Here is a 13,383-nt window from a genome sequence, read left to right as displayed (position 1 = left end):
AGGACTGATCCTTTTATGAATTTTGCGCTGATTCTTTTTGTGCTCGTCGTCGTGACGGGCGTAGCGTGGGTGCTGGACAAACTGGTGTTCCTGCCGCGGCGCCGCAAGGCGGCCGATTCGGCGATCGAGGAGTTCGATCGCCAGCAGTCGCGCATCGACAAGCGTTTCGCGGACGAAAACGCGGCGCAGACGCGGTCGAAGCTGCGTGACGAAAAGCTGCGTCAGCCGTGGTGGCTCGAGTACACGGCGAGTTTCTTTCCGGTGATCCTGGCCGTGTTCGTGGTGCGTTCGTTCGTCGTCGAGCCGTTCAAGATTCCGTCGGGGTCGATGGTGCCGACGCTGCTCGTCGGCGACTTCATCCTCGTCAACAAGTTCGAGTACGGGCTGCGCCTGCCGGTCACCAACACGAAGATCACGCAGGGCAGCCCGCTGTCGCGCGGCGACGTCGTCGTGTTCCGCTATCCGAAGGACGAGTCGGTCGATTACATCAAACGCGTGATCGGCCTGCCGGGCGATACGGTCGCGTATCAGGACAAGCAGTTGACGATCAACGGCCAGCCGGTGCCCGAAGCGCCGCTGCCCGATTACTTCGACGACGAGCGCCAGAATTACGCGAAGCAGTTCGAGGAAACGATCGGCAACAAGAAGAACGCGATCCTCAACAACCCGGCCGTGCCGCCGTTCGTGATGGGCGCATACGACTATCCGTATCGCGACAACTGCACGTACAACAGCCGCGGCGTGATCTGCAAGGTGCCGCCCGGTCACTACTTCATGATGGGCGACAACCGCGACAACAGCGCGGACAGCCGCTACTGGGGTTTCGTGCCCGACCGGAACATCGTCGGCCGCGCGTTCTTCATCTGGATGAACTTCAGCGACCTGAAGCGCATCGGTTCCTTCAACTGATGCATTGATTCACACGCACTACGCGACGCACGGGCCGCGTCGCGTATTGCCGAACTACTTTAAGAACCGGCGGTAACACCGCCTCGTCACGCCTTTTCGTGTCCGGCCGTGCCGTTTCGGCCCGACCGGGCGCCCGCGTTATACTCCTGCACATGCCCCTATCCCAGTTGGAAAGCCGGCTGCGCTACGAATTTCGCAATGCGGAATTGTTGCGCCAGGCTTTGACCCATCGCAGTCACAGTGCCACGCACAACGAACGGCTCGAGTTTCTCGGCGATTCCGTTCTGAATTGCGCGGTGGCCGCCCTTTTGTTCCAGCGCTTCGGCAAGCTGGACGAAGGCGACCTGTCGCGCGTACGCGCCAACCTCGTCAAACAGCAGTCGCTGTATGAAATTGCTCAGGCCCTCAATATTTCGGACGGCCTGCGGCTGGGCGAGGGCGAGCTGCGCAGCGGCGGTTTCCGCCGCCCGTCGATCCTCGCGGACGCATTCGAAGCCATCATCGGGGCCGTGTTCCTCGATGGCGGCTTCGAAGCCGCCCAAGGGGTCATCAAGCGCCTCTATATCCCGATTCTCGACCATATCGATCCGCGCACGCTCGGCAAGGACGCGAAGACGCTGCTGCAGGAATACCTGCAGGGGCACAAGATCGCGCTGCCGACCTATACGGTCGTCGCGACGCATGGTGCGGCGCACAATCAGCAGTTCGAGGTCGAATGCACGGTGCCGAAGCTGGAGGTGAAGGTATCGGGCTCCGGCGCGAGCCGGCGCGCGGCCGAGCAGGCCGCCGCGAAGAAGGCGCTCGACGAGGTGATGGCGGCCGCGCCGATGCTGGCCGCGAAGCCGAAGCGCTCGAAAAACGCGCGCGGGTCGAAGCATGTCGAACCCGAGATCGTGCCGGGCGTGAAGGGCGTGCAGGAAGCGCTCGACCTGCGCTCGCCCGAGCGGAAGGAGCGTGCGGCGGCGCGCGAGGCGAGGGCGGGCGGCGCGGTGCCGGCCGTAACGGCTGCGGCTGCGACGGCTGGCGCCGAACCGGCCGTCGCGCCGATGGCCGCGATTCGCGCGGCGCATGTCGAACCGGCGGCGGACAAGGGCGAACGGGCGGCGAAGCCGGCGGCTGACAAAGTTGCCGACAAACCGGCCGAGCGGCCCGACAAGGCCGCGGAAAAGCCCGCCGAGGCCGCGCCTCGCGCAGCCGACAAGCCGGCCGGCCACGCAGCCGATCCGGCATCGTCGCCGGCCGACAAGCCTGCTGCGGGAGGCGACTCCGCCGCGCGCACGCCGGCGCGCGCACGCGATGCCGCGGCGCCCGACGCCGAGACGCCACCCGGCGGCGCGAGCCTTGCTGCCGCGCAGGCGCGCGTGGCCGATGCCGACCACTGAATTGCCCATCGATCGTGCCGCGCGCCGCGCGGCCGTTTCCGAACCTGTCTCCCAAACGATATGAACACTCCCGCTCCTACCGGTTTCCGTTGCGGCATGATCGCGATCGTGGGCCGCCCGAACGTCGGCAAGTCGACGTTGATGAACGCACTCGTCGGCCAGAAGATCAGCATTACCTCGCGCAAGGCGCAGACGACCCGCCACCGCATCACCGGCATCAACACGTTCGACGACGCGCAATTCGTGTTCGTCGACACGCCCGGCTTCCAGACCCGTCACAGCACCGCGCTGAACCGTTCGCTGAACCGCGCGGTCACGTCGACGCTGACGTCGGTCGACGTGATCCTGTTCGTGATCGAGGCCGGCCGCTTCGGGCCCGACGACCAGAAGGTGCTCGACCTGATCCCGCCCGGCATGCCGACGCTGCTGATCGCGAACAAGATCGACCGTGTGAACGACAAGGCCACGCTGTTCCCGTTCATGCAGAAGGTGAGCGAGCTGCGCGAATTCACCGAGCTCGTGCCGCTGTCGGCGCAGAAGCCGGAAGACATCAAGCGCCTGCTGGACACGATCAAGCCATACCTGCCGGAAGGCGAGCCGATCTACGGCGAGGATGAACTGACCGACCGCAGCTCGCGCTTCCTCGCGGCCGAAATCCTGCGCGAGAAGGTGTTCCGCTGGACCGGCGACGAGCTGCCGTACACGAGCACCGTGTTGATCGACAAGTTCGAGGAGGAGGGCCGCCTGAAGCGCATTTTCGCGACGATCCTCGTCGAGCGCGATTCGCACAAGGCGATGGTGATCGGCAAGAAGGGCGAGAAGCTCAAGCAGATCAGCACCGAGGCGCGGATGGACATGGAAAAGCTGTTCGACGGCCCCGTGTACCTCGAGACCTTCGTGAAGGTGAAGAGCGGCTGGGCCGACAACGAGGCGGGGCTGCGTGCCTATGGGTACGAATGACGCGCTGACGTCGACCGAAGACGCGGTGACGGCCGGCGCGAACGACGCGCCGCTGCCGGCACCGCCCGAACCGCCGCGCAAGGCGCGGCGCGCGACGTCTCGCACGTCCGATTTCCGCGTCGCCGAGCAGCCGGCGTTCGTGCTGCACAGCTATCCGTATCGGGAAACGAGCCTGATCGTCGACGTGCTGACGCGCGATCACGGCCGGCTCGCGCTCGTCGCGAAGGGCGCGAAACGCCCGCACTCCGCGTTGCGCGGCGTATTGCAGACCTTCCAGCCGCTGCTGCTGTCGTGGTCGGGCAAATCCGAGGTGCGCACGCTGACGGGCGCCGAATGGGTCGGCGGGATGCTGCCGCTCGGCGGCGACGGGCTGTTGTGCGGTTTCTACGCGAACGAGCTGCTCGTCAAATTCTGCGCGCGCGAGGACCCCCAGCCGCCGCTGTTCAATCATTACGTGCTGACGCTCACGCGGCTCGCGCACGGCGAGCCCGCCGTGCAGGTGCTGCGCTCGTTCGAGCGCGTGCTGCTGCGCGAGACCGGCTATGCGATGGCGCTGAACCGCACGGTCGCCCGCCGTGCGGTCGAACCCGACCGGCGCTACGTGTTCGACCCCGAGCGCGGCGTGCGCAACGCGGACGACGACGTGCCGTCGCACTGGCCGGTCATCACCGGGCAGACGTTGCTCGACATGGAGCAGGACGATTACCATCGAGCCCAGACGGTTGCGCAGAGCAAGACGCTGATGCGCTTCCTGCTGAACACCTATCTCGGCGGTACGCCGCTCGCCACGCGTCAGATCCTGATCGACCTGCAAAACCTATGAGCTTCTTCCTGACAACGCCCACCGCCATCGACCTTGGCGTGAACATCGACCACGTCGCGACGCTGCGCAATGCACGCGGCACGCGCTATCCCGATCCGATCCGCGCGGCGCTCGCCGCCGAAGAGGCGGGCGCGGACGCGATCACGCTGCACTTGCGCGAGGATCGCCGCCACATCGTCGACGCCGACGTGCGCGAGCTGCGCCCGCTGCTGAAGACACGCATGAACCTCGAATGCGCGGTGACGGCCGAGATGCTCGACATCGCGTGCGAAGTGCGTCCGCACGATGCGTGCCTCGTGCCGGAGAAGCGCGCGGAACTGACGACCGAAGGCGGTCTCGACGTGGCCGGCCACTTCGAGGCCGTGCGTGCGGCGTGCAGGCAGCTTGCCGACGCGGGTGTGCGCGTGTCGCTGTTCATCGACCCGGACGACACGCAGATTCGCGCCGCGCACGAAGCAGGTGCGCCGGTGATCGAGCTGCATACGGGCCGCTACGCCGAAGCGCACGACGAAGCGCAGCAGCAGCGCGAATACGAGCGTATCGTCGCGGGCGTGCAGGCCGGCGCGCAGCTGGGCCTGAAGGTCAATGCGGGCCATGGGCTGCACTACACGAACGTGCAGCAGATCGCCGCGATCGACGGCATCGTCGAGCTGAACATCGGTCACGCGATCGTCGCGCATGCGATCTTCGCGGGCTGGGACAACGCGGTGCGCGAGATGAAGGCGATCATGGTCGCCGCACGCGTCGCCGCGCTGCACGGCGGCGCGCGCTGACGATGCGAGGCCGCCGCGCCCCGCACGCCGTTCGCGGCGCTCTTGACCCGGCCTCGCCGGGCCACCCCCGCGGAGACTGACATGGCGATCTACGGTATCGGTACCGACATCGCGCAAGTGAGCCGCGTCGCGGCCGTGCTCGAGCGCACGGGCGGCCGGTTTGCCGAGAAGGTGCTCGGCCCCGACGAGCTACGCGTGTTCCACGCCCGGCGCGCGCGCTCCGAGGCGCGCGGCATCGCGTTTCTCGCGACGCGCTTCTCCGCGAAGGAAGCGTTCTCGAAGGCGATCGGGCTCGGCATGCACTGGCCGATGACGTGGCGCGCACTGCAGACGCTCAATCATCCGAGCGGCGAGCCGTACGTGGTCGCATCAGGCGAGCTGGCCGACTGGCTGGCCGCGCGCGGCATCACGGCGCGCGTGACGGTCAGCGACGAACGCGACTACGCGGTGTCGTTCGTGATCGCCGAAACGGACGCTGAAACGGCCGCCGCGCGTGCCCCTGCACCTGTTTCCCGAACCTCCTCCTGACGGAATTCCCGATTCGTTGACGTCATCCGCCGCCTAAAGGCGGTGGATTCCCACACCTGGCGATGCACGTCCGCATCGGAGAATGTTCAGCGCAGCGTTGGTATCTCGATCATGCACGACACCACAGCCACTGCAGGCCCACTCTCTTATTCTCAGTCCCGCGATACCTTTCGGCCGCGCCGTGCTGTCTTGCGACCCGCACGCCGAACAGGACTGGGTGGAACCGCTTTCGTTGATTTCCTCGAACGTAGCAGTCCGTTGAGCGACTTCACCCGGTAGCGGTAGACAAGGATCATGCAGGTGATCCTAACCCGTGGAAGAAGCTGCCTGTCAACAGCACCCCTTTCCTTCCCGCCATCAATGGCGGAGTTTCTCGGAGCAAATTCTGATGAAAACGACTCCCGGCCCGGTCATGCTCGACGTCGTCGGCACGGCCTTGTCGCGCGACGATGCGCGGCGCCTCGCGCATCCGAATACCGGCGGCGTGATCCTGTTCGCGCGGCACTTCCAGAATCGTGCGCAGCTGACCGCGCTGACCGACTCGATCCGCGCGGTGCGCGAAGACATCCTGATCGCCGTCGATCACGAAGGCGGGCGCGTGCAGCGGTTCCGTACCGACGGCTTTACCGTGCTGCCCGCCATGCGTCGCCTCGGCGAACTGTGGGATCGCGACGTGCTGCTCGCGACGAAGGTCGCGACTGCCGTCGGCTACATCCTGGCCGCCGAACTGCGCGCATGCGGGATCGACATGAGCTTCACGCCGGTGCTCGACCTCGACTACGGGCACTCGAAGGTGATCGGCGACCGTGCGTTCCATCGCGACCCGCGCGTCGTCACGCTGCTCGCGAAGAGCCTGAACCACGGGCTGTCGCTCGCGGGCATGGCGAACTGCGGCAAGCATTTCCCGGGGCACGGCTTCGCGGAAGCCGATTCGCACGTCGCGCTGCCGACCGACGACCGCACGCTCGACGCGATCCTCGAACAGGACGTCGCGCCGTACGACTGGCTCGGGCTGTCGCTGGCCGCGGTGATTCCGGCGCACGTGATCTACACGCAGGTCGACAAGCGGCCGGCCGGGTTCTCGCGCGTGTGGCTGCAGGACATCCTGCGCGGCAGGCTCGGCTTCACGGGCGCGATCTTCAGCGACGACCTGTCGATGGAGGCCGCCCGCGAAGGCGGCACGCTCACGCAAGCAGCCGACGCCGCGCTCGCCGCCGGTTGCGACATGGTGCTCGTCTGCAACCAGCCGGACGCGGCCGAGGTCGTGCTGAACGGATTGAAGGCGCGGGCCTCGGCCGAATCGGTGCGGCGCCTCAAGCGGATGCGCGCGCGCGGCAAGGCGCTCAAGTGGGACAAGCTGATCGCGCAACCCGAGTATCGGCAGGCGCGGGCGCTGTTGAACAGCGCGCTCGCGTAAGCGGGCAGGGATGGCGCGAGTCGCGCCGTTCCGGTCTCCCCGAACGAAAGGCCGCGCAGTCGCGCGGCTTTTTTACGCGTTGCGACAGCCCTGAGTCGGGCAGTCGCCGGAGCGGACTTTGATGCAACTAACGGTCAAACTCGACCAGCGCCCGCATGCAGGGGCGCGTCCGCTCAGTTCACCTTCATCCGTTGCAGCTTGTTGTACAGCGTCTTCGGGCTGATGCCGAGCAGCGTCGCCGCGCGGTGGCGCGTACCGCCGACCGCGTCGAGCGTTGCCCGGATCAGCAGATCCTCGACGTCGGACAGCGGTGTGCCGACCTTGATCTGCACGCTGCTGCCGTTCAGTGCGGCGCCAGCGGAGAAGCTGGCCTCGCCGGCGCGCAGCGTCTCGATGAAGTCGCCCGATGCGTCGTACGCGAAGCGCACGCGTTCCCGCAACTCGCGCACGTTGCCCGGCCATTCGTAGGACAGGCATTCGCGCACGAAGCCCGGCGCCGCGCGCTTGTCGGTCGTGCTGCGGCCGGTCGCGCGCGCTTCGCGGTTCAGTTCGTCGATCTGCGCATCCGCGATCGCGAGTGCGTCGCCGTCGCGTTCGCGCAGCGGCGGCATCGTGATCGACGCCGCGTCGAGGCGCAGCCACAGATCCTCGCGCAGCGTGCCGTTCGCCACCGCTTCGCGCGCCGGGCGGCGCGTGGCCGCGATCAGCCGGAAATCGCTGGTGATCGAACTCGTGCCGCCGATCCGCATGAAGTTCTGCGAATCGAGCGCGTGCAGCAGCGCTTCCTGCAGCACGAGCGGCAGTGCGGTGATTTCGTCGAGGAACAGCGTGCCGCCGCCGGCCTGTTCGAACAGGCCGGATTCGCGGCGCTCGGCGCCGTCGAACGCGCCGCGTTCGTGGCCGAACAGCACGCTGTCGAGCGAGGCGCCGTGCCGGCCGGCCTGCGCGAGCATGCGGCAGTCGAACGACACGAACGGCCCTTTGCGGCGCCGGCTCAGCTCGTGCAGCGTGCGCGCGGCCAGCTTCTTGCCGGTGCCGGCCTCGCCGGAGAACAGCACGGCCGTTTCGGTGTGGGCGTTGTGCTCGATCATGTCGTACACGTGCTGCATCGCGTCGCTGCGGCCGACCAGCGCGCCGAAGCGGCCGAGATGGCGCAGCGACGCACGCAACGACTGTACTTCGTCGATCAGCTCGTACGGGCGGGGAATCCGCGCGAGCAGGCTGCGCAGGCGCGGAATGTTGATCGGCTTGAGCAGGTAGTCCCAGATGCCGTGGCGCAAGCCCTCGATGGCGCTCTCGACCGTCGCGTTGCCCGTCAGCACGATCACCGGCAGCGAGCCGTTCGGCTGTTGCTGCGGCAGGTGCTGGAGCAGGTCGAACCCGCTGCCGTCCGGCAGGTTCAGGTCGACGAGCACGACGTCGGGAATCGAGCGGCCGAGCGCCGTGCGCGCTTCGGCGAGCGACGTGGCCGTGTCGACCGAGAAGCCGTCCGCGGCGAGCAGCGCGGTGAGGCCTGACAGGCTGTTGGGATCGTCTTCGACAATCAGGGCGTGTGGCATGGTGGACGCGAGTCGAGTCAAGAGAGGCGGGCTGTCGGCCAGCGGACCGCAGCCGCATGTCGGATTAAAGATTGATTTTATGCCCCGCCGAACGCGTCACGCGCATTATTTCTCCGGCGCTATAAAACAGTTACCGATGATACAAATTGAATATCTTTACCGGTGGCTTTTGTGCTGCGCATGGTTGCTGCCTGCGGCAGCTGTTGGCGCCAGACAAACAAAAAGCGCCCCGAAGGGCGCTTTGTTTGACGCGGATATCGCTGACGCTTATGCGCGGCTGCGGTATTCGTTCGTGCGCGTATCGATTTCGATCTTGTCGCCGGTGTTGCAGAACAGCGGCACTTGCAGTTCGAAGCCGGTCGCGAGCTTCGCGTTCTTCAGCACCTTGCCCGACGACGTGTCGCCCTTGACGGCCGGTTCCGTGTAGGTGATTTCGCGAACGAGGATCGTCGGCAGTTCGACCGAGATCGCCTTCTCGTTGTAGAACACGACTTCGCAAGCCATGCCGTCTTCGAGGTAGTTCAGCGCTTCGCCCATCATTTCGGCTTCGACTTCGTACTGGTTGTAGTCGGCGTCCATGAACACGTACATCGGGTCGGCGAAGTACGAGTACGTCACTTCCTTGCGGTCGAGCACGACGACGTCGAACTTGTCGTCGGCCTTGTAGACCGATTCCTGGCCCGCGTTCGTCAGCAGGTTCTTCATCTTCATCTTGACGACGGCGGCGTTACGGCCCGACTTGTTGTATTCCGTCTTTGCGATGACCCAGGCATCGTTGCCGATCTGCACGACGTTGCCTACGCGGAGTTCCTGTGCGGTTTTCATAAAAAAACTGTCCTGATCAAATCAAATAAATAAGTGCCTGAGCGGTGCACAACGGGTGAGGCGCCAAGCAGATGCGTTCCGGTGGGCGCCTAAAGCTCAAACGCGAGCGCTTGCGTGGCCAGCCGTCGGATAACCGCTTATTTTAACTGAGATTTTGCGTATTCCGCCAGTTTTCCGGCGAGATCGCCAACGGCCGCGAGCGCGTCGGCCCAGCGGGCCGCATTGGCGTCCAGTGCGGCGCGGTGTTGCCAGAAATCGGCCCAGTCCGGCGTGCCGGCGCCGTTCCATGCGTGCCAGAACCGCTCGAGCGCCGTGCGGGGCGCATCGGCGAGGCCGGCCGACAGGTGCGCGAGCGCGGCATCGAGCTTTGGCAGGTGCACGTCGTCGGCCTGCGGGTAGATGTGCCACACGAACGGCTTGCGCGCCCATTGCGCACGGACGAACGAATCCTCGCCGCGCACGAAATTCAGATCGGCGACCCACAGCAGCGGATCGTAGTCGGCCTGCGGAACGAACGCGAGCCCATGGGCGGTCAGGTTGCCGCTGCGTGCGAGCGCGCCGGCGCCGAACGATTCGGCCCCGAAAAAACGCGCGACGGCGGGCGACAGGCGCCCGGCCGGCACGAGCGCGACGACCGGCGACGGGCCGTCGCGCCACTGCGCGAGCAGTGCCTCGACGGCGGGATTCTCGTAGGCGAACAGGCTGACGACCGTCGTGCCGGGCGCCGGCGGCGCGCCGCCGGTCGCGCGCCGCCACCACGCGGCGCGGGCTGCCAAATCGGCGTCGAAGGCCGTGCGGCGCGCGTCGAGGTCGCGCTCCTTCGGCACGCCGCCGGTGCCCGCCGACAGGCCCGGGAAGAAGAACGTCTTCAGCAGCGGGTAGCGCGGATGCGGCGACGGCCGCAAATGGAAATCGGCGACCCAGTCCTCGGCGCTCAGGTATTCGAGGTTGATCCACACGGGGCGCCGCGCGCGCCGCGCCATCGCCGCGAGATAGGGAGCGGGCAGCTCGCACGCGAACGCCTCGATGACGACATCGGCGATGTCCAGCGCGTCGCCGACGTCCGCATGCCAGTGCTCGATCACGATCGTGTCGACCGTCTGCCGCGCGGCGTCGGGATCGACCTGCGGCAGCAGGCGCGCGAACGTGTGCAGGTCGTCGACGAACAGGCGAACCTGCCAGCCGTGCTCATGCGCGAGCTGGCGCGCGACGCGCCAGCACACGCCGATGTCGCCGAAGTTGTCGATCACCGTGCAGAAGAGGTCGCAGGCGATCGGTTCGCCCGGCGCGAGCGGGACGGCGCGGAGGGGGATGGCGGTGGGGCGTGGCATCGAAGCGGGCCGGTGAATGCTCTAAACTGGCGATTCTAATAGACCCGTTCCGCGTTACAAGGCGCCCGGATCACGCATGACATCCCCAGAAGCCTCCGATACTCCGTTCGAACCGAAGAAGATCCTTGCGCAGTTGCCGCACATGCCGGGTGTCTATCGCTATTACGACACGGCGGGCGCCGTCCTCTACGTCGGCAAGGCGCGCGACCTGAAAAAGCGCGTGTCGAGTTATTTCACGAAGACGCAGCTGTCGCCGCGCATCGCGATGATGGTCACGCGCATCGCGCGCATCGAGACGACCGTCACGCGCTCAGAAGCCGAGGCGCTGCTGCTCGAGAACAATCTGATCAAGGCGCTCGCGCCGCGTTACAACATCCTGTTTCGCGACGACAAGTCGTATCCGTACCTGAAGCTCACCGCGCACCGCTTTCCGCGGATGGCCTACTACCGCGGCTCGGTCGACAAGCAGAACCAGTATTTCGGGCCGTTCCCGAGCGCGTGGGCCGTGCGCGAGAGCATCCAGATCCTGCAGCGCGTGTTCCAGTTGCGCACCTGCGAGGATTCGGTCTTCAACAACCGCACGCGGCCGTGCCTGCTGCATCAGATCGGGCGGTGCACGGCGCCGTGCGTCGGCGCGATCTCCGACGAGGATTACGCGGTCGACGTGTCGAACGCCGCGCGGTTTCTGCTCGGCCGGCAGTCCGAAGTGATGAAGGAACTCGAGCAGAAAATGCACGCGTTCGCGGCCGAGCTGAAATTCGAGCAGGCGGCGGCCGTGCGCAACCAGATGAGCTCGCTCGCGACCGTGCTGCACCAGCAGGCGATCGAGGTCGGCAGCGACAGCGACGTCGACATCCTGGCGGTCGTCGCGCAGGGCGGACGCGTGTGCGTGAACCTGGCGATGGTGCGCGGCGGCCGGCATCTCGGCGACAAGGCGTATTTTCCGACGCACGTCGAAAGCGCGCTGACGCTCGCCGAAGGCGGGCTCGGTGAAGAGGCCGAGCCGGCGGAGGCGATCGACGCGCCGGCCGATGCAGTGCCCGACCAGCCCGCGCAAGAGGCCGGCGGCGCGCGTGCCACGGCGGCGGCCTCGGTCGAGGCCGAGGTGCTCGATGCGTTCATCGCGCAGCACTATCTTGGCAACCGCGTGCCGCCGGTGCTCGTCGTCAGCCATGCGCCCGCGAGCCGCGACCTGCTCGAGCTGCTGTCCGAGCAGGCTGGCCACAAGGTGTCGCTGGTGCGGCAGCCGCAGGGGCAGCGGCGCGCGTGGCTGTCGATGGCGGAGCAGAACGCGCGGATCGCGCTCATGCGGCTGCTGTCCGAACAAGGGTCGCAGCAGGCGCGCACACGCGCGCTCGCGGAGACGCTCGGCTACGACAGCGACGATCTCGCGACGCTGCGGATCGAATGCTTCGACATCAGCCACACGATGGGCGAGGCGACGCAGGCGTCGTGCGTCGTCTATCACCATCACAAGATGCAGTCGAGCGAGTACCGCCGCTACAACATCACGGGCATCACGCCGGGCGACGATTACGCGGCGATGCGGCAGGTGCTCACGCGCCGCTACGAGAAGATGGTCGAGCAGGCCGCGCAGGCGGCCGCCGCCGACGAAGCGGCCGGCATCGACGGCGAGTCGACGCGCCAGGCAGAGGCGTCGAGCCTGCTGCCGAACATCGTGCTGATCGACGGCGGCAAGGGCCAGGTCGAGATCGCGCGGCAGGTGTTCACCGAGCTCGGGCTCGATACGTCGATGCTGGTCGGCGTCGCGAAAGGCGAGGGGCGCAAGGTCGGCCTCGAGACGCTGGTGTTCGCGGACGGCCGCGCGCCGCTCGAGCTCGGCAAGGAGAGCGCCGCGCTGATGCTCGTCGCGCAGATCCGCGACGAGGCGCACCGCTTCGCGATCACCGGCATGCGGGCGAAGCGGGCGAAGGCGCGCCAGACGTCGCGGCTGGAGGAGCTCGAGGGGGTCGGCGCGAAGCGCCGGCAGCGGTTGCTCGCGCGCTTCGGCGGGTTGCGCGGCGTGGTGGCCGCGAGTGTCGAGGAACTGGCGAGCGTCGAAGGCATTTCGCACGCGCTCGCCGAGCAGATCTACAAGCAGCTTCACTGACGCGGCCGTGCGGCCGGCGGCGTTGCCAGCGTTCTTGTGGCAGGCCGGTCGACACGGCACAATTGCGAATCCTTTACTGTCCCGCATGCCATGCCGTTCAATTTCCCGATTTTCCTGACGTGGGTACGGATCGTGCTGATTCCGCTCGTCGTCGGCGTGTTCTATCTGCCGGACACGGTGATGGGCGGCGCGCACCGCAATCTCGCGGCGGCGGCGATCTTCATCCTCGCCGCGCTGACCGACTGGTTCGACGGCTTCCTCGCCCGCAAGTGGAACCAGACGTCGTCGTTCGGCGCATTTCTCGACCCGGTGGCGGACAAGCTGATGGTGACGGCCGCGCTGCTGATCCTCGTGCAGATTTCGCGGGTCGACGCGGCGATCGCGCTCGTGATCGTCGGTCGCGAGATCGCGATTTCGGCGCTGCGCGAATGGATGGCGCAGATCGGCGCGTCGAAGAGCGTCGCGGTGAACCAGCTCGGCAAGTTCAAGACCGCGTGCCAGATGGTCGCGATTCCGATGCTGCTGTTCTACGGGCCGCTGCCGCTCGGCGTCGTGACGATCGATACGCGCGTGTGGGGCGAGTGGCTGATGTATCTCGCGGCGGTGCTGACGATCTGGTCGATGCTGTACTACATGAAGCTCGCGTGGCCGCAGATTCGCGAGCGCGGCGGCGCGTGACCCGCGTCGCCTCTGCGCGTCTGCCTCCGCGCAGTCTCGGTGGCAGCGGTTTTTGTAAAAAGGGCTGGAAAAGCCCTTGACATACGAA

At 66.8% G+C, this 13,383-nt stretch carries 12 protein-coding genes and 1 pseudogene; 9 read left to right on the top strand and 4 right to left on the bottom strand.

The features are described 5' to 3' along the window. The first annotated feature begins 15 nt into the window (after window positions 1-15). The 6 genes from lepB (at window position 16) to acpS (ending at window position 5,375) form a co-directional block, all read left to right on the top strand. Window positions 16-909, top strand: a complete 894-nt coding sequence (lepB, locus tag LGM42_RS15370; protein WP_059574003.1) for a signal peptidase I — start codon at window positions 16-18, stop codon at window positions 907-909. A 152-nt stretch (window positions 910-1,061) separates the two neighbouring features. Next, window positions 1,062-2,291 carry a ribonuclease III gene (gene rnc, locus LGM42_RS15365; protein ID WP_060313248.1) on the top strand — a complete coding sequence of 410 codons (1,230 nt, stop codon included), beginning with the start codon at window positions 1,062-1,064 and terminating at the stop codon, window positions 2,289-2,291. A 60-nt stretch (window positions 2,292-2,351) separates the two neighbouring features. Then, window positions 2,352-3,251 (top strand): GTPase Era, encoded by a 900-nt coding sequence (gene era, locus LGM42_RS15360; RefSeq protein ID WP_006476493.1) that lies wholly within the window; start codon window positions 2,352-2,354, stop codon window positions 3,249-3,251. Then, on the top strand, window positions 3,238-4,074 hold the full coding sequence (recO, locus tag LGM42_RS15355; protein WP_059574001.1) for a DNA repair protein RecO: 837 nt from the start codon (window positions 3,238-3,240) through the stop codon (window positions 4,072-4,074). The genes era and recO overlap by 14 nt, the downstream gene beginning before the upstream one ends. After that, complete coding sequence (gene pdxJ / locus LGM42_RS15350; RefSeq protein WP_060313255.1) at window positions 4,071-4,847, top strand: pyridoxine 5'-phosphate synthase; 777 nt, start codon at window positions 4,071-4,073, stop codon at window positions 4,845-4,847. The genes recO and pdxJ overlap by 4 nt, the downstream gene beginning before the upstream one ends. Window positions 4,848-4,928: 81 nt before the next feature. Further along, on the top strand, window positions 4,929-5,375 hold the full coding sequence (acpS, locus tag LGM42_RS15345; protein ID WP_059573999.1) for a holo-ACP synthase: 447 nt from the start codon (window positions 4,929-4,931) through the stop codon (window positions 5,373-5,375). Between the two features lie 33 nt (window positions 5,376-5,408). On the opposite strand, the pseudogene LGM42_RS15340 reads toward acpS, so the two are convergent. Continuing rightward, window positions 5,409-5,627, bottom strand: a pseudogene (locus LGM42_RS15340) (zinc ribbon domain-containing protein); the annotation flags it as partial. 136 nt (window positions 5,628-5,763) lie between these two features. Here LGM42_RS15340 and nagZ point away from each other — a divergent pair. Continuing rightward, window positions 5,764-6,792: a beta-N-acetylhexosaminidase gene (gene nagZ / locus LGM42_RS15335; RefSeq protein ID WP_059573998.1), complete on the top strand. Its 1,029-nt coding sequence runs from the start codon at window positions 5,764-5,766 to the stop codon at window positions 6,790-6,792. 173 nt (window positions 6,793-6,965) lie between these two features. Here nagZ and LGM42_RS15330 read toward each other — a convergent pair whose 3' ends face one another. The 3 genes from LGM42_RS15330 to earP all read right to left on the bottom strand — a co-directional run bounded on the left by LGM42_RS15330 (window position 6,966) and on the right by earP (window position 10,507). Further along, window positions 6,966-8,351, bottom strand: coding sequence for a sigma-54-dependent transcriptional regulator (locus LGM42_RS15330; protein ID WP_059573997.1), 1,386 nt, complete (start codon window positions 8,349-8,351; stop codon window positions 6,966-6,968). A 267-nt stretch (window positions 8,352-8,618) separates the two neighbouring features. Next, window positions 8,619-9,176, bottom strand: a complete 558-nt coding sequence (gene efp / locus LGM42_RS15325; protein ID WP_059573996.1) for an elongation factor P — start codon at window positions 9,174-9,176, stop codon at window positions 8,619-8,621. A gap of 137 nt (window positions 9,177-9,313) precedes the next feature. Continuing rightward, window positions 9,314-10,507 (bottom strand): elongation factor P maturation arginine rhamnosyltransferase EarP, encoded by a 1,194-nt coding sequence (gene earP, locus LGM42_RS15320; protein ID WP_226232612.1) that lies wholly within the window; start codon window positions 10,505-10,507, stop codon window positions 9,314-9,316. A gap of 76 nt (window positions 10,508-10,583) precedes the next feature. On the opposite strand from earP, the gene uvrC reads away from it, so the two are divergent. Then, window positions 10,584-12,617, top strand: coding sequence for an excinuclease ABC subunit UvrC (uvrC, locus tag LGM42_RS15315; RefSeq protein WP_059638288.1), 2,034 nt, complete (start codon window positions 10,584-10,586; stop codon window positions 12,615-12,617). Window positions 12,618-12,707: 90 nt separating this feature from the next. Beyond that, window positions 12,708-13,295: a CDP-diacylglycerol--glycerol-3-phosphate 3-phosphatidyltransferase gene (pgsA, locus tag LGM42_RS15310; protein WP_011544951.1), complete on the top strand. Its 588-nt coding sequence runs from the start codon at window positions 12,708-12,710 to the stop codon at window positions 13,293-13,295. Window positions 13,296-13,383: the final 88 nt, after the last annotated feature.

Origin of the sequence: Burkholderia sp. AU39826 (assembly GCF_020419965.1) — a bacterium.
GTDB classification, from domain to species: Bacteria; Pseudomonadota; Gammaproteobacteria; order Burkholderiales; family Burkholderiaceae; genus Burkholderia; species Burkholderia semiarida.
The sequence above is the reverse complement of the archived record's forward strand: the minus strand, read 5'-3'. Positions and strand labels throughout refer to the sequence as shown.